Origin of the sequence: Bacillus cereus group sp. MYBK222-1, from assembly GCF_051916425.1 — a bacterium.
In the GTDB taxonomy this organism is placed as follows: domain Bacteria; phylum Bacillota; class Bacilli; order Bacillales; family Bacillaceae_G; genus Bacillus_A; species Bacillus_A paranthracis.
In genome coordinates this window covers 223,440-248,819 of sequence record NZ_JBQAGP010000002.1, presented here as the reverse complement: position 1 = coordinate 248,819, position 25,380 = coordinate 223,440, and the positions used below count along the sequence as shown (strand labels likewise).

Below are 25,380 nucleotides of genomic sequence, written 5' to 3'. Positions count from 1 at the left end.
ACTAAAACAGACTAGCAGTTTAGGATGTAAGGAGTGCAAAGTGATGCATATGCATATTTTTGAGGGAGCACGGCATCTTTCTAATAGTGAATGGGTTATTCGGGCTATTATAGCATACATATTTTTAATATTAGTTGCGAAAGCGATGGGGCAAAGGTCCATCGCACAACTTCGCTTTTTAGATGTTGTATTGGTGTTATTGCTTGGCGGGAATATTTCTAACGCATTGTCTGATGAAAAAGTAGGATTAATGGGCTCGATGATTACAACGTTTATACTCGTTGTACTTCATATTATAAGTTCAGTTTTAATGTTGAAATGGGATAGATGGAGACGCTTTTTAGAGCCAGCACCTATCATTCTTATACACAACGGCTCCATTGATTTTAGCAATTTGAAAAAAGCGAGAATTACCGTGGAATATTTATTTTCAGAACTTCGTATGCGAAATGTGAGCGATATTCAAACAATCAAATTAGCATTATGGGAAGCGAACGGTGTCGTTTCTATATTTCGGTATCCAGAATATGAGGCAGTTTCCCGACTTGATCTAAAAGTGGCGGGAAAAAAATCTCCAGTTTCTTTTGTATTAGTAAAGGATGGGAGCATTCAGCAAGATGTTCTTGCTTTATTAGGGAAAACAGAAGAATGGGCGAGAGAATTTCTAGAGAAAAACGCAGAAGTTGAATCCATTTTGTTAGCTACAGTAGATGAAACACATAAAATAAATATTTTGTTAAAAAAATGAAAAATATACGCATTTTGTCGTTTCATACATATGATACAATAGTGTGGACAACGAAAAAGGAGGGATACGATGGGATATGTAGAAGAATTACGGAAAATAGTTGGTCATCGCCCTTTAATTTTAGTTGGTGCTGTTGTACTCGTTATAAATGAAAATAGATATGTATTATTACAACAAAGAACAGAGCCTTACGGAAAATGGGGGCTGCCTGGCGGATTAATGGAGCTTAGTGAATCACCAGAAGAAACTGCTTTTCGTGAAGTATACGAAGAAACAGGAATAAAGGTGAAGAACCTACGATTAATCAATGTGTTTTCTGGAGCGAACTATTTTACAAAATTAGCAAACGGTGATGAATTTCAATCTGTAACGACCGCTTATTATACGGACGAATACGATGGAGATTTTGTTATGAACAAAGAAGAAGCGGTTCAGCTTAAATTCTTCCCACTAACAGAACTACCTGACTATATTGTTGGGTCGCATAAAAAAATGATTGCTGAATATATGAAGATTATGGAAAAGTGACAAAAAGGTGTTAGAACAGGGTTCTAACACCTTTTCTATATCCAAATACAAGTAAACTTACTTGTATTTCATAAACATTAACTGGTAAGATACAAATAGGTAGTTTTAGAGGAGGGAAAAGATTGATTAATTTTAACTTTTTTATGAATGATGTTGTCCGCCAAGCGCGTGAAGAGATTGTCTCTGCTGGATATACAGAATTGACGACGCCAGAAGCAGTAGACGAAGCGTTTAAAAGAAATGGAACAACACTTGTAATGGTAAACTCTGTATGTGGTTGTGCAGGCGGTATTGCTCGTCCTGCTGCTGCGCATTCTGTACATTATGATAAACGTCCTAACCACCTTGTAACGGTGTTTGCAGGTCAAGATAAAGAAGCGACAGCAAGAGCTCGTGAATATTTCGAAGGGTATCCACCATCTTCTCCATCATTTGCTTTATTAAAAGATGGAAAAATTGTAACGATGGTAGAGCGTCATGAAATTGAAGGTCATGAACCGATGCAAGTTATTGCAAAACTACAATCGTATTTCGAAGAGAATTGCGAAGAACTATAATCAGTGGAGGTGGTTCATCCCAACTGATTATAAGTCCTTATAAAAATAAATGAAAAGGCGGTACGTCCACACTCAAGTGGATGTACCGCCCTTTTTTATTTCGTATTAAAATTTTTGGGATATGCATAGTTTTGTTATTTTATGCATCTTTTTATACACAGATAACTGTATTTTAACTCGTTTTATATTTATTTTTATTTTATATATTGCATAAAAATAAAAGTGCTGATACAATACAAACATCGAATAAATATTCTATTAAACTTTTAAATATACATTATTAGGGGGAAGAAAGATGAAGAAGTTATTATCAATATCGTTTGCACTTATTTTAATTGTAAGTATGTTCAGTGCTTGTAGTAATGGGGAAGAAAAGGCTACTGGAAAAAATAAAAAAGTACTCGTTATGGGGACTTCAGCAGATTATAAACCATATGAATACGTAGAAGCTTCAAAGAGTGATGAAATTATCGGCTTTGATGTTGATGTTGCTAAATATATCGGAAAAGAACTTGGTTATGAAGTGAAAGTGAAAGATATGGATTTTGGTGGTTTATTAGCATCTCTTAGCTCAGGAAAAGTTGATTTCGTAATGGCAGGTATGACGCCAACTGCAGAGCGTAAAAATAATGTTGATTTCACAGATATTTACTTTGTTGCGAAAAACATGGTCGTTTCTAAAAAGGACTCTAACATTCAATCTGTAGAGGATTTAAAAGGGAAAAAAGTAGGGGTACAAACAGGATCTATTCAGGAAGAGAAAGCAGCAGAATTTAAAAAACAAGTAGATTTCAAAGTTGAGGGACGTGACCGTATACCAGAAATCGTACAAGAAATTAAAGCTGGTCGTTTTGATGCTGCAATTATAGAAGACACAGTTGCTAAAAATTATTTAGAGAAAATGAAAGAGTTACAAGGAATTGAAATTAAAGAAGCTCCAGAAGAAGTTGGAGCAGCAATTGCCCTTCCGAAAAACAGTGATAAAACAGCTGAATTTAATAAAGTAATTAAAAAAATGCAAGAAAATGGAGAAATGGATAAATTAGTGAAGAAATGGTTTGGCAGCGAAAAATAAGCTGCCTTTCACTTTTCTGTGAGGGGAATGAAAAGAATGAACTTAGATTTTTCGGCGATTACGCCTTCGATACCGTATATATTAAAAGGTCTAGAAGTTACTTTGAAAATTGTAGCAGTATCAGCTTTAGCTGGGTTTCTTTTAGGGACGTTATTAGCACTTTGCAAAATTGCTAGAATACGAGCATTAAATATAGCAGCAGATCTTTATACATCAATTTTCCGTGGTACACCACTTGTATTGCAATTAATGATTATTTATTTCGGTGTCCCGCAAATAATTGGTTATGAAATACCGGCATTCTTAGCAGCTGTACTTGCATTTAGCTTAAATTCAGGTGCATATATGTCAGAAGTAATCCGTGCCGGCATTCAAGCGGTTGATAAAGGACAAACAGAAGCAGCGATGGCTTTAGGAATTCCATACGGAAAAATGATGCGAAATATCATTTTTCCTCAAGCTTTAAAAAATATATTACCGGCACTTGTAAACGAGTTTGCGACACTTACGAAAGAATCGGCTGTAGTAACAGTAATAGGAGCAACGGATTTAATGCGTCGTGCTTATATCGTAGGCGGGGAGACTTTTAAATACCTTGAACCATTACTTTTTGTTGGACTCATTTATTATATGCTAGTCATTATTCTTACATTAGTCGGGAAGGCAATTGAAGGGAGAATGAAGAAAAGTGATTAAAATTGAAAACCTTCATAAATCATTTGGAAAAAACGAAGTATTAAAAGGAATTACAACAACGATTGAAAAAGGGGAAGTAGTAGCAATTATTGGACCGTCTGGATCAGGAAAATCAACATTTTTACGTTGTATGAATGTGTTAGAAGCACCGACAAATGGTCACATTTGGATTGGAACGGAAGAAGTAACGAATCCAAAAACGAATATTATGCACGTTCGTGAAAATGTCGGAATGGTATTTCAGCATTTTCACCTATTTCCTCATATGACTGTATTAGAAAATATTACGTATGCTCCTATCAATGTAAAAGGAGTAACGAAACAAGAAGCTGAAAAGAAAGCCGAAAAACTGTTAGAAAAGGTCGGCTTATTAGATAAAAAAGATACGTATCCAAATCGTCTTTCGGGAGGACAAAAGCAACGTGTAGCAATTGCAAGAGCGTTAGCAATGGAACCAGAAGTAATGTTATTTGATGAACCGACATCAGCACTAGATCCAGAGATGGTAAAAGAAGTGTTAGAAGTTATGAAATCATTAGTTACGACAGGAATGACAATGGCGATTGTTACACATGAAATGGGATTTGCAAAAGAAGTAGCAGATCGTGTTCTCTTTTTAGATGGTGGAAAGCTTGTAGAAGATAGTGCGCCAGCAGAATTTTTTGCAGCACCGAAAAGTGAGCGTGCGCAACAATTTTTACAAAAGATATTGTAATATGTAAAGGTTACGTGAATAATAAGTAGAAAAGGATGACATTGTGTCATCCTTTTTTTATACTAACTGTAAATACGTTTATACATATAGGAGCAATGCTATGTTCAAAATTGGATACCGTACAGTAAAAACAGCAATAGGGACAGGCGCAGCCGTTTTTATTGCACAGTTATTAGGGTTGGAATTTTATAGTTCAGCGGGTATTTTAGTTATATTATGCGTACAAAATACGAAACGTAAATCACTTCAAGTGTCGTTACACCGTTTTTTAGCCTGTGTATTATCAATGGTGTTCGCGTTTTGTATTTTTGAAACAATTGGATATACACCACTAGCAATTAGCGTACTATTACTTACATTTATTCCGACTGCAGTCATGTTTAAAATTCAAGAAGGTATTGTTACGAGTTCAGTTATTGTGATGCATCTATATTCATTGAAACAAATTACATGGCTTATTGTTGGGAATGAAATTGCGATATTAACGATAGGGATTAGCGTGGCTCTATTAGTAAATATGTATATGCCAAGTAGTGAAAATAAGCTAAAAGAGTATCAAGGTAAAATAGAAAATAATTTTAAAACGATTTTGTTTGAAATGGTTGTATATTTACGAAACCGAGAAAGTAGTTGGAGCGGGGCAGAACTTATTGAAACTGAACAGATGCTAAATGAAGCTAGAGATTTATCGTTTAAGAAACTTGAGAATGCATTTATGCGAGAAGATGACTATTACTATCGCTATTTCAATATGCGTATGCAACAATTCGAAATTTTAGAGCGAATGATTCCGTTAGCAGCTTCTTTATCATGGACATATGAACAAGCGGACATGATTGCGGATGTGGTTGAAAACATTGGAAATGCTATTAGCCCTCAGAGTACCGGGGTTATTTCTTTAAGGCAGCTTCAAGAAATGCGAGAATTATTTAGAGATATGCCATTGCCGGCTACACGTGAAGAATTTGAGATACGTGCGAAACTTGTTCAACTTGTATACGAAATGGAACAATATTTACTCATTAAAAGTCGCTTTAAAGGAAAGGATAATATAAAAGAACTTATATAGAAGGTAGGAATTATCTATGCCGTATCTTCTCTCTTTCCTATTATGTCTTTCTTTATCGCCTATTTGGCCTCTTGGTGATAATCCGCGTGCCGGTGATCCTTTCATTATTGTAAATAAAGCGACGAATAAACTAGCTTATATTGACGATGAAAAGATTCAAAAGGTTTTTCCAGTCGCGACAGGAAAAACAAATGAATTAACCCCAGAGGGAACTTTTGATATTGTAATGAAAGCAAAGGACCCATATTATATTGCGAAGAATATTCCTGGGGGATCACCGAAAAATCCACTTGGATCTAGGTGGATGGGATTCAATGCAAGAGGAACTGATGGGAGTAAATATGGAATACATGGAACAAACCAACCGAGTTCAATTGGAAAGTATATTTCACAAGGATGTATAAGAATGAAGAAAAATGATGTGGAATATTTATTTGATCGCATTCCAATTGGAACGAAAGTATGGATTGTAAAATCGAAAAAGTCATTTCAGCAATTGGCAAAAGAAAAAGGAGCCATTGCATATGAAAAAGTCAACGAAAAAGTTGGCTTTTTCTATTGTAATAAGTTGTCTTGACATGTGTACATAACCATGCGTTAATGAGAGTATAGAAAGATAAAATGAGATAAAGGGGTTGCTCATATGTACTTGAATCCAAAACTTTCGTATATGCAGTTTTTTATGGGATTTCTATTTATTATTACATTCATATTGGCAACTTTTAATATATGTTCTTATCTTGTAGCGATTGTATGTATGGCATTACTTAATCTTACTTTTGTTATTGGGGCATTTCAGCAGAAACAATATACAAGTTTTGTGATAGCACTTGTAATGTCATTTTTCTTTAGTATTGTAGCGATTGTGCTTTACATAAAATAAACCATCTCGATTTCGAGATGGTTTATTTTACTATGTGTAAAAAGTAAAAAAAGGACGAACAGATCGTCCTTTTTACCAAAACATACTTGCGCCAGCAAGTAATGTTGTTACAAGCATAGAAATTAGCATTACATAAATCATAACTTTTTGAGCTTTTTTATGCATCGTTAAACCTCCTTGCAAATCAGTACAATATCATTGTAACGAGAAATGATATTGTGGACAAGAGGGAGAGAAATGACAAAATTCGAGAAGTGTGTGTAAAGTATAACAGGAAATTTGTATGTACATAGAGAATATATAAGAATGATAGGGTATAAGTTTTTTGTTATGCAAGCTGAAGAATGGAGATACGATGATGAAAATATATGAAACAAATCGTTTACATTTAAGGGAAATTGATGAGTCGTATGCTGAAAAAGTTCTTCAATATTACGACAGAAATCGTGAATTTTTAAAAGCCTGGGAAGAGTATAGACCGGATGATTTTTTTACGTTAGATTATCAAAAGAAAAAGTTACAAAAGGATAGAAAAGAGATCGCAGAAGGTAAAATCATCAGACTTTGGATTTTTAAAAAAGGTGATGATACGAAAATAATTGGATGTATTTCATTTAATTTAATTGTTCGTGGAATTTACCAATCTTGTGTACTCGGCTATAAATTAGATAAGGAAGAGTTAAACAAAGGTTATACGACAGAAGCGCTTAGAAAAGCGATTCAAGTTGCTTTTGAGGAATTTCAATTACATCGTATAGAAGCACCGATTATGCCACGAAATTTAGCATCTATACAAGTCGTAACGAAGATAGGTTTTCAGTATGAGGGCGTGTCTAGGAAGATGTTAATGGTTAATGGAGTGTGGGAAGATCATATGCGCTGGGTATTGTTAAATGAGTAATAGAAAGCAGATGGTTATCTAGACATATAAACCGTCTGTTTTTTGTCTTGTATTTCGAAACTTTTGCGAAATTCTGTTATAATTAATAGTGTTACATACATAATGGTAGTGCAGGAGGCGCAGTCTTATGATTAATCAAGAACGTTTAGTAAATGAATTTATGGAGTTAGTACAAGTAGATTCTGAAACGAAATTTGAAGCAGAAATTTGCAAAGTATTAACAAAGAAATTTACAGATTTAGGTGTAGAAGTATTTGAAGATGATACAATGGCTGTTACTGGGCATGGTGCAGGTAACTTAATTTGTACATTACCAGCAACAAAAGATGGTGTTGATACAATTTACTTTACTTCTCATATGGATACAGTAGTTCCTGGTAATGGAATTAAGCCTTCTATTAAAGATGGATATATCGTATCAGATGGTACTACGATTTTAGGGGCGGATGATAAAGCGGGATTAGCATCCATGTTCGAAGCAATCCGTGTTTTAAAAGAAAAAAATATCCCTCATGGTACAATTGAATTTATTATTACAGTTGGAGAAGAATCTGGTCTTGTTGGTGCAAAAGCATTAGATCGTGAGCGCATTACAGCGAAATATGGTTACGCGTTAGATAGCGATGGGAAAGTTGGCGAAATCGTTGTTGCAGCTCCAACACAAGCGAAAGTGAATGCGATTATTCGCGGGAAAACAGCTCATGCTGGTGTAGCACCAGAAAAAGGTGTATCTGCAATTACTATCGCAGCGAAAGCAATTGCGAAAATGCCACTTGGTCGTATTGATTCTGAAACAACTGCAAATATTGGACGTTTTGAAGGTGGTACACAAACGAATATCGTTTGCGATCATGTACAAATCTTTGCAGAAGCGCGTTCTTTAATCAATGAAAAAATGGAAGTACAAGTTGCGAAAATGAAAGAAGCATTTGAAACAACTGCAAAAGAAATGGGCGGCCAAGCAGATGTTGAAGTAAAGGTTATGTATCCAGGATTTAAATTTGCTGATGGCGATCATGTTGTAGAAGTTGCAAAACGCGCAGCTGAAAAAATTGGTCGTACACCTTCTCTTCACCAAAGTGGTGGCGGAAGTGATGCAAACGTAATTGCTGGACACGGAATTCCAACAGTTAACTTAGCAGTTGGTTATGAAGAAATTCATACAACAAACGAAAAGATTCCTGTTGAAGAATTAGCGAAAACAGCAGAATTAGTTGTTGCAATCATAGAGGAAGTAGCGAAATAATATAACAAAAAAGCGTGTAAATCAATTGTGATTTACACGCTTTTTACTTTGATTCGATTGCTTTTACAAGGCGGATAAGCCAATACAAGAAAATCCATGGCAGTATGTAAGTTGTTACTACATGGACTAGACGAGGAAAGAAACCAGCTATGTTTATATCAAATATAGGAAGAAGTAAATAATTGATTGCGACGATTAGTATAATTATGAGAAACGTATAATTGAGTTTATCAGTTGATTTCATAATAATCACCCCTAATTACAAAAATATCCACTTCATTTAAATTATAGCAATAAATATGATGGAAAAGAACAAGTAATAATTATAATTATTGTGCAAAATTTGCTATAATAAAAGAACGAACGTTCTGATTAGGGGGTGAGTACTATGCGAGAAATGTATCCAAAAAAAGGTCGTGTTATTTTACATGTAGATATGAATTGTTTTTTCGCATCTGTTGAAATTGCTCATGACTCATCGTTACAAGGGAAGCCGTTAGCGGTTGCTGGAAATGAAAAAGAAAGAAAAGGAATTATCATAACATGTAGTTATGAGGCGAGAGAATATGGAATACGTACAACGATGCCACTTTGGGAAGCGAAAAGGTTATGTCCGCAATTAATTGTAAGGCGCCCTAATTTTACATTATATCGCGAAGCTTCATTTCAAATGTTTCAAATTCTTTCCCGTTTTACGGAAAAAATACAACCAGTCTCAATAGATGAGGGGTATTTAGATATTACAGACTGTTACGCACTCGGTTCACCTCTTGAAATAGCAAAGATGATTCAGCAGGCGTTATTAACAGAATTGCAGCTTCCGTGTAGCATCGGGATTGCTCCGAACCTTTTCTTAGCAAAAACAGCTTCTGATATGAAAAAGCCTCTCGGTATTACCGTGCTCCGAAAACGAGATATTCCAGAAATGATTTGGCCACTTCCGGTTGGAGCGATGCATGGAATTGGAGAAAAAACAGCTGAGAAATTAAAAGATATTCATATACAAACAATTGAACAGTTAGCAAAAGGAAATGAACATATCATTCGCGCTAAAATTGGAAAGCATGGTGTTGATTTACAAAGAAGGGCAAAAGGTGTGGATGATAGAGAAGTTGATCCGAGTCAAATGGGACAACATAAAAGCGTTGGTAATTCGATGACTTTTTCAAAGGATATGGATGAAGAAAAAGAATTACTTGATATGTTAGAAAGGCTATCAAAATCAGTGAGTAAAAGATTACAAAAGCGAACTCTTGTCAGCTATAATATTCAAATTATGATTAAATATCATGATAGGCGGACAGTAACGAGGAGTAAGCAATTGAAAAATGCCATTTGGGAAGAACGAGATATTTTTCAAGCGGCCTCTCGTTTATGGAAGCAACATTGGGATGGCGATTCCGTTCGTTTATTAGGTGTTACAGCTACTGAAATAGAGTGGAAGACTGAATCGGTGAAGCAATTAGATTTGTTTTCATTTGAAGAAGATGCGAAAGAAGAGCCGCTACTTGCTGTCATTGATCAAATTAATGATAAGTATGGAATGCCGCTTTTACAACGAGGTAGTCAATTATTACGTAAGCAAGAAAAGTCTTTTCAGCAAAAATTAGAAAATAAGTTTATGTAGAAGGTGTCATGAAGCTGTAAATATCATGACACCTTTTATGTTCAACTTGCTTCTAAATCTAATGAAGTTTTCCAACCAGCTGCAGTAACGCCAGATTCTAATAGCATTCTGCTCACTATTTTTTCAATTAAGACTGCTGTATTTGTGTTGCAGTGTAATGTCGCTTGTATACATACTTTTTGATTAGAATCTACGTCTTCACTATACAATTCTTTTAAACCAATGCCTTCAGAACTTACCATATGCATAAGTAAAAAACGAATATGGGCTTCATGTTCTTCTGAACAAGTGAGAGAAAGTAAGTAGTTCGTTTGTTCAGGTGATTCTTCTTTTGATTTCTGATTCATAAAGAGAGCGATTGGGCGAAGTAGTATGTTTGCTAGTAAAACACCAGCTGCACCTAATATAGCTGCAATGAGGAAACCAGCGCCTGTAAGAGTACCAACAGCAGCTGCGCACCATAGGGTAGCCGCAGTATTAAGCCCTCTAATACTAAAACCATCGCGGATAATAACGCCGCCTCCTAAAAAACCAATCCCACTGACGACTTGAGAGGCAATACGTGAAGGGCTAGCATCGTGATCAATCATGACGGATAATAAAACAAATATACAGGCACCAAGTGATACGAGAGCATTTGTCCGTAGCCCAGCCATCCTATGTCTCCATTGTCGTTCCATTCCGATGCAAGCACCTACAATAATTGCAATAAATAATCTTAGTACAATGTCATACCATACCATCATGGTCACCTCCATACATATAAGTCCAAGTTATGTTTTTGAGAATGAGCGGGAAGCACCCGCTCATTCTCATTTTTATAACCAGCTATGAAACTTTTTAATATAAAGATTTTTCAGGAATTGTGTTAAGAAAGCATAGCCTAATAGTATCCCTACTAACCAAGGGAAATAGCTAAGTGGTAATGCTTGTAATCCAACGGCTGCTCCAAGTGGCGAGAATGGAATATAAATTCCGATTATCATAATACAAGCGGTTAATAAAAGAACCGGTACTGATGCGGTACTTTGAATAAATGGAATCTTCTGTGTTCTTATCATGTGAACAATTAAAGTTTGTGTTAGCAATCCAACGACAAACCAACCAGATTGGAATAATGATTGTTCGCTAGCTGTATTTGCACTGAAGACGTTCCACATGACCACATAGGTGATGATATCAAATATGGAACTAATGGGACCGATGCAAATAATGAAGTTCCGTAAATTTGCAGTATCCCATTTTCTTGGTTTTTCTAAAAACTCTTTATCCATTTTGTCCCATGGGATAGACAGTTGTGAAATATCATAAAGTAAGTTTTGAATTAAAAGGTGAATGGCAAGCATCGGCAAGAAAGGAATGAAGGCACTTGCTACTAACACACTAAATACATTTCCGAAGTTAGAGCTCGCTGTCATTTTAATGTATTTCAAAATATTACCGAATGTAGTGCGTCCTTCTAAAATACCTGCTTCTAATATCATTAAACTTTTTTCAAGTAGAATAATATCGGAAGACTCTTTTGCAATATCAGTTGCAGTATCAACACATATGCCAACGTCAGCTTCCCGTAACGCTACGGCGTCGTTAATGCCATCTCCCATATAACCTACAGTGTGTCCGTTTCCTTGTAATACTCGTATAATGCGGGATTTTTGCATTGGATTTAGTTTAGCAAAAACAGTTGTTTCTTCGGCTAGCTTTGCTAATGCTTTATCAGGTAAAGCATCGATTTCGTAACCAAGGATAGGCTCGCCAATATTTAATCCAACTTCTTTACATACCTTTTTTGTCACGATTTCGTTATCACCAGTTAAAATTTTTACTTGTACACCATGTTTTTGTAATGCTTGAATGGCAGTAGCGGCAGATGGTTTCGGCGGATCTAAAAAGCCAATATATCCAGCGAGAATCATATCATTTTCATCTTGTACGGCGTACTCTTTATTATTTGTTGGTCTATTTTTTTTATAAGCTACAGCAATAACGCGCATACCTTCACTATTCAAAGTTTCACTTAGTTGTTTTACATGTAAGCGCATGTCATCGGTAAGAGAAGCAATTTTGCCATATATTTCAGTGTAGTTGCAAATAGATAAAATTTCTTCTACAGCCCCTTTACAGACCATTGTATGTTCACCTGAATTGTTTTTTACAATGACGGACATACGCCGACGAGCAAAGTCAAATGGAATTTCATCTAGCTTTTGAAAAACAGATGGATCAAATTTTTGATTTTCTTCTGTATGTTTTATAACGGCTTTATCTATTAAATTTTTCAATCCTGTTTGATAGAAGCTATTTAAATAGGCAAAGTGTAATACACGATTACATGTATTACCATTAGGATCTAAGTGGCGAACAAGTACAACTTTATCTTCTGTTAAAGTTCCTGTTTTATCGGTACAAAGAATGTTCATAGCACCTAAGTTTTGAATAGAATTCAGCTGTTTTACAATTACTTTCTGTTTAGACATGTTAACGGCACCTTTAGCTAAATTAGCAGTCACAATCATTGGTAACATTTCAGGTGTTAGACCAACTGCGATTGCAATAGCGAAGAAGAAAGCTTCTTGCCAATCCCCTTTTGTGAATCCGTTAATGAGAAGAACGATAGGTGCCATAATAAGCATGAATGTAATTAAAAGCCAGCTTACTTTGTTTACACCTTTATCAAAGCTTGTTTCTACGCGCTTACCGCTTACTTTATTTGCTAAAGAGCCAAAATACGTATCGGTACTTGTGGAGATGACAACCGCTCTTGCGCTACCACTTACAATATTTGTCCCCATGAAGCAAAGATTTTCCATATCAAGTGGATTGTAATTTTTTTTCGTGCTTTTCGGTAATAGATGTTTATTTTCTGTATGGTAGCAGTTTTCGTATTTTTCTACAGGAAGTGCTTCTCCTGTTAAAGAAGATTGGTTCACAAATAAATCTTTAGCCGATAAAATACGCACATCAGCTGGAACAATGTCTCCGGCTGAAAGTGAAATAATATCGCCAGGTACAAGTTCCTCAATTGGAATTTCCGTTGTATCAGTTTGCTTTAAATTTTTTACATTTTTTGTTTCGTGTACAAATCCATCTATTCTAAAGACACTCGCCGTTGTTCGAACCATAGCCTTTAACTGATCTGCAGCTTTTTGAGAACGAAATTCTTGTAAAAAGCGAATCGTTGCACTTAGCATTACCATTACAGATACGACAATCGTTCCTTGTATGTCATCTGTGAAAAAAGAAAGTGCGCCGAGAGCTAATAAAACAAAAATAAATGGATTTTTAAAAGCCAGCAGAAATTGAATGTACCACGGTGATGTTTTATTATGAGCTATTTCATTAAGGCCATATAAAGAAAGTCTACGAGACACTTCTTCTTTAGAGAGTCCATTTTCTGTTGTTTCTAAAAGTCGTAACGCTTTGTTTGCATCCTGCGTTGCGACTTCCACTAATAATTTGTGATTTGTTTTCATACAATCTTGATCGTATGAATGTTTCGTTTCTTGTTTTTGTAAATTTAACATCGGTAGTTCCTCCTTTTTCATGAAGGAGGAAACAAGCTGTTACTCGACTATTTAAAATTAGGAGGAACAGTTTCTTTCCTACCTACATGATGAAATATTAACGTAAAACATATGGGTATCTGGGCCGAATCATCAATTGCCAACTGTTCCTCACCTCCGTACAATTTAGTAGATTCTGAATATGCTATGTTTGTTTCATAGTAAGGTGCATATATACGTAAAAAGACCTTTACTCAAAACGAGTAAAGGTCTGAATTCGTAGTTAAAAGAGTCCACGACAAAGACTGTTAGTAAATATAGATTAAAACAGTTTTGTGTATGACAAAATATACGCACCTCTCCCTCGTTGAGTTTTAGCACTGTATAGCATAGGTACTGAAACCAGCTACGTTAAAAAAGGCCTTCATTCCGACCTTTCCTGTTGACCCATTGGCGTCTCTCGACATTTTTGGGCAGCAGCGTTTCTCTATACAGGAGCCTCACCTAACAGAGACCATATTCAATTACACGTTGAATGTTAGCACTGAAATTTTGTAGTGTCAATATATTTTTTTGAAAACTCAAATAGATTCATCTTGGCTATATAGTAGGAAATAAGAGGGGGTTTTTGGAAATAAGTTTGGAAAATAAATACCGTAATAAACATAAAAAAAGCACTGATTACAGTGCTTTTTTTATAGATTATGAGATTGTAGCATTTTCAAAAATAACAATTTCTGAACGATTTGTTGTTGAAACACGTTGTGCATAATATGTTAAAGCTGAAGAAATATATGTTGGTAACGAGTCATTTGTATGTGTTGTTGTATATTCATGGATTAATTCTTTCAAAGTCGTCCATTCTAATTGTGCTGGGTGATCAGACACGAAAGAACTTACCCAGCGATCAAATGAAGATGAAAAATCAGTTTGTAAACGAAATGCTTCTTTCATAATAAAACGCTCCCTTAAAATGTAGTATAATCATTTTAACATAAAACACGAACGATTGCTAAGTTTTTTGAGTATAACGTTCGTGATATATAGTTGTCTAGATGATTGGTTATGTAAATTCGATTTGCCATTTGAAATAACATTCCGTAAGATGAAAGGTAGATTATATAAAGAGCTGGAGGAAAGAAAGTGGAATTTGTATTTTTAGGAACTGGTGCAGGTGTTCCTTCGAAAGGAAGGAACGTTTCAGCAATTGCTTTGCAATTGTTAGAAGAACGAGGACAGACTTGGTTATTTGATTGTGGCGAGGCGACGCAACATCAAATATTACATACATCAGTACGTCCACGCCGCATTGAAAAAATATTTATTACGCATTTACATGGTGATCATATTTTTGGATTGCCTGGTTTATTAGGAAGCCGTTCGTTCCAAGGAGGGACTACACCTCTAACAGTGTATGGACCAAAAGGAATTAAACAATTTATTGAAGTCGCATTATCAGTAAGTACGACACATGTAAAATACCCGCTTGAAATTGTTGAGATAACAGAAGAAGGTACTGTGTTTGAAGATAATGAATTTCATGTGGAAACGAAAAGATTGTCACACGGTATTGAATGTTTTGGGTATCGTATTATAGAGAAAGATATACAAGGCGCCCTTTTAGTCGATAAATTGCTGGAGATGGGCGTGAAACCAGGTCCACTCTTTAAACGTTTAAAAGATGGAGAAGTGGTTGAATTGGAAAATGGTACGATACTAAACGGAAAAGATTTTATCGGCCCACCTCAAAAGGGAAGAATTATTACCATTTTAGGTGATACGAGATATTGTGAAGCGAGTAGAGAGCTAGCACAAGACGCTGACGTACTTGTTCATGAAGCAACTTTTGCAGCAGAAGATGAACAACAAGCTTATGATTATTTTCATTCCACATCTAAGCAAGCTGCAAGTATTGCACTTCAGGCAAATGCAAAACGATTAATATTAACTCATATTAGTTCTCGTTATCAAGGGGATACATATAAGGAATTATTGAAAGAGGCAAGAGAGCTATTTTCTAATACAGAAATAGCTACAGATTTAAAATCATTTCCAGTGGACAGATAATAATGTTGTGAAAAAATGGTGACGAAAGGTTGCCATTTTTTTATTTCTAAAAAAAAATAAAAATAAAACTGTTATCATTTTACGCTTATATAGGATGAAACAGAAAGTTTTAATGATGTAAAGATATAAGATGAAACAACATAGTATCGATTGTTTAGAAAAACTGTTATATAAGTCGGACGACATACAAGTAGTACAAATAGCAAAAATGGATTGTTATTCAGAACTTTTAAAATTCATTAAAAGTAAGCGTTTTATTAAAAACAAGCTATAATGAGGACAGATTATAATTTACTGTAGGCTACATGTGTTTGAGACGTTTATCATAACAAGTGAAGTTGAATAAATTGTGAGAGGGCAACATGGAAATTATAATAGGAAGGACATTACTATTATTTGTATGAAGCCTTTTTCACTTTTTAGCTTTAAGGCATCAAAAGGTATGAAAGCAATGGGCGTTTCACTTGTTTATGCTATGCTTGTAAGGGGTTCTGTGTTAAACTTTGGATTGCTACAAGACTTTACTGTAGATTATCTTATATTATGTGTAAATGAAGGTAATGCTAAGTTTCTTATTTCATATTATAACTGGTATTATTTCAGGATATATCGCTTCACTGTTATTCAAAAACGATCCAATTCGTATAGCGGAACAAATTCGTAGTACAACTGGAAAAGCAACCGATTTGGTAGCTTAATAGAATAGTAAAAAATTTTTTCATAGAGGTTTAGGGGGAGTTATGATGAAGTATCGCTCAGTATTTGATATTATCGGTCCAGTTATGATTGGTCCATCAAGTTCACATACAGCAGGCGCAGCAAGAATGGGGCAAGTTGCTCGCCAGCTGTTTCGTCATGAACCAGAAAGAGTAAGCATTTCATTATATGGATCATTTGCAAAAACGTATCGTGGGCATGGTACAGATGTAGCGCTAATAGGTGGGATATTAGGGTTTGAAACAGATGACTTACGTATTCCAGAGGCGCTAGAAATAGCAAAAGAGCGCGAAATTGAAGTGGAATTTATTGAAGAGGATGCCAATGCACCTCACCCAAATACAGCGAGAATTCGTTTGTATAAAGGTGAAGAAGAAATTGAAGTTGTTGCTTGCTCAATTGGTGGCGGTAAAATTGAAGTTGTAGAATTAAACGGATTCGATCTTCAATTATCAGGCACGAGTCCAGCACTACTTATTGTAAATAACGATCGCTTCGGTGCTATTGCAGCAGTAGCTTCAATCCTTGCGAAACACGAGATTAACATTAGTACAATGAGTGTTTCTCGTAAGGAAAAAGGAAGAAGAGCGCTTATGGTCATCGAAACAGATGAAATATTAGCAGATGAAGTGATTGAAGAAATAAAAGCGCAACAAAATATTTGTCAAGTAACTATTATGGAATAATTGCAGGGGGGACACACCATGTTTCGGAACGCAGCGGAACTAGTGGCGCAAGCTAAAGAACAAAATGTAAAAATCGCAGAAATTATGATTCAATGTGAAATGGAAACAAGAAGTATTTCACGTGAAGAAGTAATTGCTGGTATGGAAAAGAACTTAGTCGTGATGGAGCAAGCGGTAGAACGTGGTATTCGCGGAGTGAAATCACCAACTGGTTTAACTGGTGGAGATGCTGTAAAAGTTCAGGCGTATATGAAGAGTGGAAAAGGCTTATCTGGAGATACGATTTTGGACGCAGTGAGTAAAGCTGTTGCAACAAATGAAGTAAACGCAGCGATGGGAATTATTTGTGCAACACCAACAGCAGGGTCTGCTGGAACAGTGCCAGGTGTACTATTTGCACTAAGAGAAAAATTGCAGCCTACACGTGAAGAAATGATTGAATTCTTATTTACAGCGGGAGCTTTCGGTATGGTTGTTGCGAATAACGCTTGTATTTCTGGTGCAGCGGGAGGATGCCAAGCTGAAGTTGGTTCAGCAAGTGGAATGGCAGCTGCAGCTGCAGTTGAAATGGCTGGTGGAACACAAGAGCAAGCAGCTACAGCGATGGCAATTTCATTAAAGAACATGCTTGGTTTAGTATGCGATCCTGTTGCAGGACTTGTAGAAGTACCTTGCGTAAAACGTAATGCAGCAGGAGCTGCAAATGCGATGATTTCAGCTGATTTAGCATTAGCTGGTGTAACGAGTACGATTCCATGTGATGAAGTGATTGAGGCGATGTTTAGAATCGGACAAACGATGCCAGTAGCACTTCGTGAAACAGCTGAAGGTGGACTTGCAGCAACACCGACTGGTCGTCGTCTGCAAGAAGAGATTTTTGGGAAGACGAATAACTAAACAATATATGTTTATAAAAAAATGGAGCTCAAGTAAGATTGAGCTCCATTTTTTATTTTTCTTTTGTTAGTTGTTCTAATGTTTTTCCGAGATTATGCGATCGTTGCGCTGCCTGTGTAATACAAGAAATAAGTGCTTGTTGAAATTGGTGTTCTTGTAATACTTCAATGCCTGCTTCGGTCGTTCCACCAGGAGAAGTAATTTCCTTTCGCAAAATAGAAGGATGTTTTTCACTTGCTTTTAGCATTTCAGCAGCACCAATCATTGTTTGAAGAATAAGTGACTTTGCAACATCTTCTTTTAAACCGATTTCTTTTGCGGCTTCTTCCATCGCTTCTACTACGTAATAAATATAAGCAGGCCCACTTCCAGATAATGCAGTGACAGCATGCATATCTTCTTCCTCTACAACAGAGACGAGACCGATCGTTTCAAATAAAGCTATGGCAGTTTGAATATGTTCCTTTGTTGCATGTTTAGAAGGCGAGATAGCAGTAGCTGATTTTAAAATAGCTGCAGATGTATTTGGCATGGCACGAATAATCGGAACGTCTTTTTGAAGTAGATTTCTAATTGAATGAGTAGAAACACCTGCTAATAACGAAATAATAAGCAGGTTATTATGTATGTCTTCTTTAAAAGGGGTAAGCGCTTCTGCAACATCTTTTGGTTTCATTGCTAGAAAAAGAATATTTGTATCAGTAAGTAGTTCTTTTTTATTATGTGTTCCTTTGACGCCATATTTTTTATGTAGCTCCTGCAACCTTGTCTCGTTAGAACGATTACTTACGGTAATTTGTTCGCCTTTCACAACGTTTGCATGTAATAAGCCACCAATAATCGCTTCAGCAATAGAGCCTGCACCGAGAAAGGAAATGTTTTGAATAGACATGATGTTCCTCCTTTAATTTTGGTTAGAAATTCTTATAAATGTACATACATTCGTTTTTTTCTAGGAAACACCTCTTTTTATCTGAAAATAATGACAAATATATAAGGAAGTTGTAAACTGAAGAAGTATTCATTTTTGAACCGGAAAGAGACAGGGGGGCTAAGCATGACGGCGATTCACCGAATGGAGATTCCTGTGCCATTTGCAGTTGAAACTGTGAATGTGTTTTTAGTTGAGGGGGAGACATTAACATTAATTGATACAGGGACGAATACAGAAGAGGCAAGAAATGCGTTAGAAAGTCAGTTAGGTACATTAGGATATACGATAGAAGATATTAAAACAGTAGTTATTACGCATCATCATGCGGATCATTGTGGGCTTTTAAATATATTTTCTGAGAAGACGAACATTATTGGACACCCTTGGAATGAGCCGTGGATCACGCAAAATCCAGAATTTTTAAAGCGATATCATGATTTTTTTAGAGAGACGGCTTTACAATTTGGTGTTCCAGCAGCATTTTTGAAAGACGAGGCGTTATTGACGACAAGGACACTGAAATATTCTTGTAATAGATCGTTAACGCATACTGTGAGAGAGGGAGATCGTATTGATTCAATGCCTGGTTTTACAGTAATTGAAACACCGGGTCATGCTTCCACTCATATTTCATTATATAGAGAATCTGATGGAATACTAATTGGCGGAGATGCTCTCATTAGTCATATTTCTTCGAATCCAATATTAGAACCACCATATGAAGGACAAACAGAAAGGGCACGTCCATTATTACAATACAATCAAACGTTAAAGCGTTTAAGTGAAATGAATATTTCGCGCATTTTATCAGGACATGGAGAAGATGTTCTAAATGTGAAACAACTTATTGAAACGAGATTACAAAAGCAAGAAACACGTGCATTTAAAGTGCTTGAGTTATTAAAGGAAAAACCAATGACAGCATTTGAAGTATGTGTAAAACTATTTCCGGTATTATATAAGGAACAATTGCCACTTACTATTTCAGAAACGGTTGGACAATTAGACTTTTTAGCATATAATCAACAAGTGATGATTGATGAATCTTCGCAACAATTGATTTATTATGCAAAGTAGGTGACAGCAATGACGGGACGTTTACAAAATAAAGTAATCGTCATTACAGGTGCTTCTAGTGGAATTGGAGAGCAAGTTGCAATGCAAGTTGCAGAGCAGGGAGCGACTCCAGTATTAATGGCTAGAACAGAAGAGAAATTAAAAGCGCTAGCAGACAAAATTAAAGAAACTTATAATACGCCTTGCTATTATTATGTATTAGATGTAAGTGAAGAGACGGGGATAAAATCTGTTTTTTCAAAGGTATTACAAGAAGTGGGACGTATTGATATATTAGTAAACAATGCGGGATTTGGTATTTTTAAAACGTTTGAAGATGCGTCAATGGATGAAGTGAAAGATATGTTCCAAGTAAATGTATTTGGATTAGTAGCTTGTACGAAAGCAGTTCTACCTTATATGGTGAAAAGAAACGAAGGGCATATTATTAATATTGCTTCACTTGCTGGGAAAATTGCAACGCCGAAATCAAGTGCGTATGCAGCGACGAAACATGCAGTATTAGGATTTACCAATAGTTTACGCATGGAGTTATCCAGTACGAATGTTTTCGTAACAGCGATTAATCCAGGTCCGATAGATACAAACTTTTTTGAAATAGCTGATCAATCCGGTACATATGTGAAAAATATGGGACGATACATGTTAAAACCAACATATGTAGCAGAGCAAATTGTAAAATCAATGCAAACGAAAAAGCGTGAAGTAAATTTACCGAAATGGATGGGCATTGGTCCGAAACTTTATGCATTATTCCCAGGTTTATTTGAGCGTGTTGCAGGTAAATCATTAAGTAAAAAATAGGAGATTTCCATATGGAAATCTCCTATTTTTTATTTTCCAGTCACATAATCGTAAACGATATCCTCAACTGCCTCGTATACATCAATTTTAGTATTTGAATGAATTATTGCTTGAATATGTTTAACAAGCATTTCCTGATCCTCATTTGACATAGGACTATATTGATATTGCTGAAAACTTTTTATAATCATTTTCTCAATTAATTTTTCATTCATGTTTTCCCCGCCTGTATGTACGTATGTATTGTTTTATTGTACTTGAAGTGAAATAAAAAAACTACTATGCACTATTTTTGTATAAAAATTCGGTTGTGCATATTATTTTTCTAGTAAAATTAAGTTTTTTAAGTTTATAAAATTTATAAATATTTAATTGACTCTATAAATATACAATATTATAATCATACTTAATTTAAAGAATCGATATGAGGAGGAGCATATGAAGGTCGCGATTATTGGAGCAACTGGGTATGGAGGTATTGAATTAATTCGGTTATTAGAGCAACATCCATATTTTTCGATAGTATCTCTCCATTCTTTTTCACAAGTTGGTGAGTGTATAACAAATGTATATCCGCATTTTCAAAATGTTCTTGTTCATACGTTACAAGAAATTGATGTGGAGGAAATAGAGAAGGAAGTAGAAATTGTATTTTTAGCAACCCCAGCAGGAGTATCAGCAGAGTTAACTCCCAAATTATTAGCAGTAGGCTTAAAAGTAATTGACCTATCTGGAGACTTTCGTATGAAAGATCCTTTCATATATGAACAGTGGTATAAAAGGGCAGCTGCAAAAGAAGGAGTCCTTAGGGAAGCTGTATATGGGTTAAGTGAATGGAAAAGGTCCGAAATTCAAAAGGCAAATTTAATTGCAAATCCAGGATGTTTTGCTACAGCTGCATTATTAGCGATATTACCGTTAGTTCGTAGCGGCATAATTGAAGAAGATTCCATTATCATTGATGCGAAATCAGGAGTATCTGGAGCAGGAAAAACGCCAACAACGATGACTCACTTTCCTGAGTTATACGATAACTTGCGTATTTATAAAGTAAATGAGCATCAACACGTTCCTGAGATTGAGCAAATGCTCGCGGAATGGAATAGAAAAACGAAGCCAATCACGTTTAGTACACATTTAATACCGATATCACGTGGGATTATGGTTACACTTTATGCGAAAGTAAAGCGAGAAATGGAAATAGAACAACTTCAAAAATTATATGAAGAAACGTATAAACAATCAGCTTTTGTTCGAATTCGCATGCAAGGAGAGTTTCCAAGTCCGAAAGAAGTGAGGGGCTCAAATTATTGTGATATGGGGATAGCTTACGATGAAAGAACAGGAAGCGTGACAGTCGTTTCTGTTATAGACAATATGATGAAAGGTGCGGCTGGGCAAGCGATTCAAAATGCAAATATAATAGCGGGACTAGAAGAAACAACAGGTTTACAACATATGCCGCTTTATTTATAAGGGGGACATGATGGTTAAAGTAGCGTCTATTACAAAATTAGAAAATGGTTCGATTGTAACACCAAAAGGTTTCTCGGCAATTGGCACTGCAATTGGTTTGAAAAAGGAGAAGAAGGATTTAGGGGCAATCATTTGTGATGTACCGGCATCATGTGCTGCTGTTTATACAACAAATCAAATACAAGCAGCCCCCTTGCAAGTAACGAAGGATAGTATAACGACTGAGGGGGAATTACAAGCTATTATCGTCAATAGTGGAAATGCAAATGCTTGTACAGGGATGAAAGGATTACAAGATGCATACGAGATGCGTGCATTAGGGGCGGAACATTTTGGAGTGAAAGAAAATTATGTTGCAGTAGCTTCAACAGGTGTAATTGGTGTTCCGTTGCCGATGGATATAATCCGAAAGGGAATTGCAACTCTTATCCCGGCGAAGGAAGAAAATGAAGCTCATTCTTTTTCTGAAGCAATCTTAACGACGGATCTTATAACGAAAGAAACTTGCTATGAGATGATGATTGATGGAAAGAAAGTGATGATTGCTGGTGTTGCGAAAGGTTCAGGGATGATTCATCCAAATATGGCAACGATGCTAAGTTTTATTACGACAGACGCTCATATAGAGCATGACGTATTGCAAACCGCATTATCACAAATAACGAATCATACATTTAATCAAATTACGGTGGATGGCGATACTTCTACGAATGATATGGTCATCGCTATGGCAAGTGGATTATCAGAAACGAAACCAATCGATATGGAACATGCAGATTGGGAAACTTTCATATTTGCCTTACAGAAGGTATGTGAAGATTTAGCAAAAAAAATTGCACAAGATGGTGAAGGCGCTACGAAGTTAATAGAAGTAAATGTGCTAGGAGCTCAAACGAATGAAGAGGCAAAGAAAATCGCAAAACAAATAGTCGGTTCGAGTCTTGTGAAAACAGCAATACATGGTGAAGACCCAAACTGGGGGCGAATTATTAGCAGCATTGGACAAAGTGAAGTAGCGATTAATCCAAATACAATTGATATTACTCTTCAATCTATCGTTGTGCTGAAAAATAGTGAACCTCAAATGTTTTCTGAAGAGGAAATGAAAGAGAGATTACAAGAAGATGAAATAGTCATTGATGTGTATTTACATTTAGGTGAAGAGACCGGATCAGCTTGGGGCTGTGACTTAAGTTATGAATATGTGAAAATAAACGCTTGTTATCGTACATAAGGAGAGGGAAGATGAGCGATTATATTGTAGTGAAATGCGGCGGTAGTATGTTGGATCAATTAAATGATGTGTTTTTTGATTGCATAAAGAAATTACAACAGAAGTATAAAGTAGTGATTGTTCATGGTGGTGGCCCAGAAATTGATGCCCAATTAAAAGATTGTAACATCAACGTAGAAAAAAGAGATGGATTACGGGTAACACCAAAAGAAGTTATGGATGTTGTTCAAATGGTGTTATGTGGAAGTACGAATAAAAAACTCGTAATGAATTTACAAAAGCATAATTTACGAGCGGTAGGTTGTTCAGGATGTGACGGCAATCTACTTCAAGTTCAACCTGTTAGTGAGGAGATAGGATATGTGGGAGAAGTAAGGTATGTCGAAACGGCCTTACTAAAAGGATTAATAAATATGAATTATATTCCTGTTATTGCTCCAGTCGGCATAAATGATAATGAGATTTATAACATAAATGCAGATACCGCCGCAGCTGGAATTGCGGCCGCGTTATCTGCAAAAGAACTCATTTTTATTACAGATGTAGATGGGGTATTGCATGAAGGAAAGTTAGTAAAGAAAACCGACGAATTTGAGATTGTTAATTTTATAGAAAACGGTGTTATTACCGGTGGGATGATTCCGAAAGTACAGGCAGCACTAGCATCATTAAAAATGGGAGTGCAAAAGGTTAGTATCGTAAATGGGATGAAGGATTTTACCGAGGTTACAGGTGAGTGTATCGGAACGACGGTAACGAGGGGCGTGAGTATTGCATGACAAGTCATCTTTTTCAAACGTATGGGAGAAGAAAGATTGAGTTTGTAAAGGGAAAAGGAACGAAAGTCATTGATAATAACAGTAAGCAATATTTAGATTTTACATCAGGAATTGGTGTATGTAATTTAGGACATTGTCATCCTACTGTTATGAAAGCTGTACGAGAGCAACTGCATGAAATATGGCATATATCTAACCTGTTTACAAACAGCTTACAAGAAGAAGTGGCGTCATTATTAACAGAAAACATAGCATTAGATTATGTGTTCTTCTGTAATAGCGGGGCAGAGGCGAATGAAGCTGCTTTGAAGCTAGCCCGTAAGCATACTGAAAAATCTCTCGTCGTAACATGCGAGCAATCTTTTCACGGTAGAACATTCGGAACGATGAGTGCGACGGGACAAAATAAAGTGAAAGAAGGATTTGGTCCGCTCCTTCCCTCTTTTTTACATACACCTTTTAACGATATAAAGGCATTAGAGGAAGTAATGAATGAAGAAGTTGCGGCAGTAATGATAGAAGTTGTTCAAGGAGAGGGAGGAGTCATACCTGCTGATCTATCTTTTTTGAAAGCGATTGAAGCATTATGTAAGAAGTTCGGGTCCTTATTTATTATAGACGAAGTCCAAACAGGAATCGGAAGAACAGGGACATTATTTGCTTACGAACAAATGGGAATAACACCTCATATCGTTACTACTGCTAAGGCGCTTGGAAACGGGATTCCTGTCGGAGCGATGATTGGTAGGAAAGAACTTGGAATATCGTTTCCTGCAGGGTCACATGGTTCAACGTTTGGGGGAAATTATGTTGCAATGGCTGCGGCGAAAGAAGTATTGCAAATAATTAAAAGATCATCGTTTTTAAAAGAAGTAAAGGAAAAGGGCGAGTACGTATTACAGAAGTTGCAAGAGGAATTACGACATGTCGAATGTATCCAAAATATACGTGGTAAAGGGCTTATGATTGGAATTGAATGTACGCATGAAGTTGCAAGTTTTATAGAACAACTAGAAAAACAGGGACTTCTCGTATTACAAGCAGGACCTAATGTTATAAGACTATTACCGCCACTCATTGTAACGAATGAAGAGTTAAAACAGGCAGTATATATGATAAAAAAAGTAGTTTGTACAAAAAACGTATCAATTATATAAGGGG

At 36.0% G+C, this 25,380-nt stretch carries 29 protein-coding genes and 1 riboswitch; of the genes, 22 read left to right on the top strand and 7 right to left on the bottom strand.

Translation table 11 applies throughout. The features are described 5' to 3' along the window. The first annotated feature begins 43 nt into the window (after nt 1–43). From ACTFR9_RS13225 to ACTFR9_RS13185, 9 genes are all read left to right on the top strand, one after another. Nucleotides 44–748 (top strand): DUF421 domain-containing protein, encoded by a 705-nt coding sequence (locus ACTFR9_RS13225; protein WP_000550968.1) that lies wholly within the window; start codon nt 44–46, stop codon nt 746–748. A 69-nt stretch (nt 749–817) separates the two neighbouring features. Beyond that, on the top strand, nt 818–1,276 hold the full coding sequence (locus ACTFR9_RS13220; RefSeq protein ID WP_000542556.1) for an NUDIX hydrolase: 459 nt from the start codon (nt 818–820) through the stop codon (nt 1,274–1,276). Nucleotides 1,277–1,419: 143 nt separating this feature from the next. Then, nucleotides 1,420–1,833, top strand: coding sequence for a BrxA/BrxB family bacilliredoxin (locus ACTFR9_RS13215; RefSeq protein ID WP_001998211.1), 414 nt, complete (start codon nt 1,420–1,422; stop codon nt 1,831–1,833). A 295-nt stretch (nt 1,834–2,128) separates the two neighbouring features. After that, entirely contained in the window at nt 2,129–2,908 is a 780-nt protein-coding gene (locus ACTFR9_RS13210; protein WP_000735475.1) for a transporter substrate-binding domain-containing protein, read from the top strand. 36 nt (nt 2,909–2,944) lie between these two features. Next, nucleotides 2,945–3,604 carry an amino acid ABC transporter permease gene (locus tag ACTFR9_RS13205; protein WP_001046921.1) on the top strand — a complete coding sequence of 220 codons (660 nt, stop codon included), beginning with the start codon at nt 2,945–2,947 and terminating at the stop codon, nt 3,602–3,604. After that, complete coding sequence (locus ACTFR9_RS13200) at nt 3,597–4,319, top strand: amino acid ABC transporter ATP-binding protein (protein WP_000590218.1); 723 nt, start codon at nt 3,597–3,599, stop codon at nt 4,317–4,319. Before ACTFR9_RS13205 ends, ACTFR9_RS13200 begins: the two co-directional genes overlap by 8 nt. A 100-nt stretch (nt 4,320–4,419) precedes the next feature. After that, nucleotides 4,420–5,388, top strand: a complete 969-nt coding sequence (locus ACTFR9_RS13195) for an aromatic acid exporter family protein (protein ID WP_000472680.1) — start codon at nt 4,420–4,422, stop codon at nt 5,386–5,388. A 16-nt stretch (nt 5,389–5,404) separates the two neighbouring features. Beyond that, the gene (locus ACTFR9_RS13190; protein ID WP_048557601.1) at nt 5,405–5,965 is read left to right on the top strand and encodes a L,D-transpeptidase; all 561 of its coding nucleotides are present in this window, start codon (nt 5,405–5,407) and stop codon (nt 5,963–5,965) included. Nucleotides 5,966–6,031: 66 nt separating this feature from the next. After that, nucleotides 6,032–6,271, top strand: coding sequence for a DUF3894 domain-containing protein (locus ACTFR9_RS13185; RefSeq protein ID WP_000281163.1), 240 nt, complete (start codon nt 6,032–6,034; stop codon nt 6,269–6,271). A 72-nt stretch (nt 6,272–6,343) separates the two neighbouring features. Here the strand turns inward: ACTFR9_RS13185 and prli42 are convergent, their stop codons facing one another. After that, nucleotides 6,344–6,436: a stressosome-associated protein Prli42 gene (gene prli42 / locus ACTFR9_RS13180; RefSeq protein WP_000549038.1), complete on the bottom strand. Its 93-nt coding sequence runs from the start codon at nt 6,434–6,436 to the stop codon at nt 6,344–6,346. 190 nt (nt 6,437–6,626) lie between these two features. Here prli42 and ACTFR9_RS13175 point away from each other — a divergent pair, with 190 nt between their 5' ends. Together ACTFR9_RS13175 and ACTFR9_RS13170 are read left to right on the top strand one after the other, a co-directional pair. After that, on the top strand, nt 6,627–7,172 hold the full coding sequence (locus ACTFR9_RS13175) for a GNAT family N-acetyltransferase (RefSeq protein ID WP_001993297.1): 546 nt from the start codon (nt 6,627–6,629) through the stop codon (nt 7,170–7,172). Between the two features lie 127 nt (nt 7,173–7,299). Beyond that, the gene (locus ACTFR9_RS13170; RefSeq protein WP_000609811.1) at nt 7,300–8,418 is read left to right on the top strand and encodes a tripeptidase T; all 1,119 of its coding nucleotides are present in this window, start codon (nt 7,300–7,302) and stop codon (nt 8,416–8,418) included. Nucleotides 8,419–8,461: 43 nt separating this feature from the next. Here the strand turns inward: ACTFR9_RS13170 and ACTFR9_RS13165 are convergent, their stop codons facing one another. Then, on the bottom strand, nt 8,462–8,662 hold the full coding sequence (locus ACTFR9_RS13165) for a hypothetical protein (protein ID WP_000842869.1): 201 nt from the start codon (nt 8,660–8,662) through the stop codon (nt 8,462–8,464). Between the two features lie 144 nt (nt 8,663–8,806). Between ACTFR9_RS13165 and ACTFR9_RS13160 the strand changes: the two genes are divergently transcribed. Then, the gene (locus ACTFR9_RS13160) at nt 8,807–10,045 is read left to right on the top strand and encodes a DNA polymerase IV (protein ID WP_001208839.1); all 1,239 of its coding nucleotides are present in this window, start codon (nt 8,807–8,809) and stop codon (nt 10,043–10,045) included. 41 nt (nt 10,046–10,086) lie between these two features. Here the strand turns inward: ACTFR9_RS13160 and ACTFR9_RS13155 are convergent, their stop codons facing one another. The 3 genes from ACTFR9_RS13155 to ACTFR9_RS13145 all read right to left on the bottom strand — a co-directional run bounded on the left by ACTFR9_RS13155 (nt 10,087) and on the right by ACTFR9_RS13145 (nt 14,502). After that, nucleotides 10,087–10,788 carry an MgtC/SapB family protein gene (locus ACTFR9_RS13155; protein ID WP_000262357.1) on the bottom strand — a complete coding sequence of 234 codons (702 nt, stop codon included), beginning with the start codon at nt 10,786–10,788 and terminating at the stop codon, nt 10,087–10,089. A 75-nt stretch (nt 10,789–10,863) separates the two neighbouring features. After that, on the bottom strand, nt 10,864–13,569 hold the full coding sequence (gene mgtA / locus ACTFR9_RS13150) for a magnesium-translocating P-type ATPase (protein WP_229136237.1): 2,706 nt from the start codon (nt 13,567–13,569) through the stop codon (nt 10,864–10,866). A gap of 330 nt (nt 13,570–13,899) precedes the next feature. After that, nucleotides 13,900–14,067: riboswitch (M-box (ykoK) riboswitch) on the bottom strand. Between the two features lie 183 nt (nt 14,068–14,250). After that, nucleotides 14,251–14,502: a DUF3932 family protein gene (locus ACTFR9_RS13145; protein WP_000656493.1), complete on the bottom strand. Its 252-nt coding sequence runs from the start codon at nt 14,500–14,502 to the stop codon at nt 14,251–14,253. A gap of 189 nt (nt 14,503–14,691) precedes the next feature. Between ACTFR9_RS13145 and rnz the strand changes: the two genes are divergently transcribed. The 4 genes from rnz (at nt 14,692) to sdaAA (ending at nt 17,915) form a co-directional block, all read left to right on the top strand. Further along, on the top strand, nt 14,692–15,615 hold the full coding sequence (rnz, locus tag ACTFR9_RS13140; RefSeq protein WP_000397443.1) for a ribonuclease Z: 924 nt from the start codon (nt 14,692–14,694) through the stop codon (nt 15,613–15,615). 560 nt (nt 15,616–16,175) lie between these two features. Next, nucleotides 16,176–16,313 carry a hypothetical protein gene (locus ACTFR9_RS13135; RefSeq protein WP_154214285.1) on the top strand — a complete coding sequence of 46 codons (138 nt, stop codon included), beginning with the start codon at nt 16,176–16,178 and terminating at the stop codon, nt 16,311–16,313. 45 nt (nt 16,314–16,358) lie between these two features. Further along, entirely contained in the window at nt 16,359–17,018 is a 660-nt protein-coding gene (gene sdaAB, locus ACTFR9_RS13130; protein ID WP_000877446.1) for an L-serine ammonia-lyase, iron-sulfur-dependent subunit beta, read from the top strand. A gap of 18 nt (nt 17,019–17,036) precedes the next feature. After that, nucleotides 17,037–17,915 (top strand): L-serine ammonia-lyase, iron-sulfur-dependent, subunit alpha, encoded by an 879-nt coding sequence (gene sdaAA, locus ACTFR9_RS13125; RefSeq protein ID WP_000489463.1) that lies wholly within the window; start codon nt 17,037–17,039, stop codon nt 17,913–17,915. Nucleotides 17,916–17,967: 52 nt separating this feature from the next. Here sdaAA and proI read toward each other — a convergent pair whose 3' ends face one another. Continuing rightward, a complete protein-coding gene (proI, locus tag ACTFR9_RS13120) occupies nt 17,968–18,807 on the bottom strand; it encodes a pyrroline-5-carboxylate reductase ProI (protein WP_229136236.1) in 840 nt (279 codons plus the stop codon). A gap of 165 nt (nt 18,808–18,972) precedes the next feature. Between proI and ACTFR9_RS13115 the strand changes: the two genes are divergently transcribed. Both ACTFR9_RS13115 and ACTFR9_RS13110 read left to right on the top strand, forming a co-directional pair. Then, the gene (locus ACTFR9_RS13115) at nt 18,973–19,926 is read left to right on the top strand and encodes an MBL fold metallo-hydrolase (protein WP_000125138.1); all 954 of its coding nucleotides are present in this window, start codon (nt 18,973–18,975) and stop codon (nt 19,924–19,926) included. 9 nt (nt 19,927–19,935) lie between these two features. Then, entirely contained in the window at nt 19,936–20,730 is a 795-nt protein-coding gene (locus ACTFR9_RS13110; RefSeq protein ID WP_000147807.1) for an SDR family NAD(P)-dependent oxidoreductase, read from the top strand. Between the two features lie 29 nt (nt 20,731–20,759). Here the strand turns inward: ACTFR9_RS13110 and ACTFR9_RS13105 are convergent, their stop codons facing one another. Continuing rightward, nucleotides 20,760–20,945: a YqzH family protein gene (locus tag ACTFR9_RS13105; RefSeq protein WP_229136235.1), complete on the bottom strand. Its 186-nt coding sequence runs from the start codon at nt 20,943–20,945 to the stop codon at nt 20,760–20,762. 223 nt (nt 20,946–21,168) lie between these two features. Between ACTFR9_RS13105 and argC the strand changes: the two genes are divergently transcribed. From argC to ACTFR9_RS13085, 4 genes are read left to right on the top strand one after another with little or no spacing between them, the layout of a single operon-like run. Beyond that, nucleotides 21,169–22,206, top strand: coding sequence for an N-acetyl-gamma-glutamyl-phosphate reductase (gene argC / locus ACTFR9_RS13100; RefSeq protein ID WP_229136234.1), 1,038 nt, complete (start codon nt 21,169–21,171; stop codon nt 22,204–22,206). Between the two features lie 10 nt (nt 22,207–22,216). After that, a complete protein-coding gene (gene argJ, locus ACTFR9_RS13095; protein WP_229136233.1) occupies nt 22,217–23,440 on the top strand; it encodes a bifunctional glutamate N-acetyltransferase/amino-acid acetyltransferase ArgJ in 1,224 nt (407 codons plus the stop codon). 11 nt (nt 23,441–23,451) lie between these two features. Then, complete coding sequence (argB, locus tag ACTFR9_RS13090) at nt 23,452–24,219, top strand: acetylglutamate kinase (protein WP_001286785.1); 768 nt, start codon at nt 23,452–23,454, stop codon at nt 24,217–24,219. Next, complete coding sequence (locus ACTFR9_RS13085; protein WP_229136232.1) at nt 24,216–25,376, top strand: acetylornithine transaminase; 1,161 nt, start codon at nt 24,216–24,218, stop codon at nt 25,374–25,376. The genes argB and ACTFR9_RS13085 overlap by 4 nt, the downstream gene beginning before the upstream one ends. The last annotated feature ends 4 nt before the right edge of the window (nt 25,377–25,380 follow it).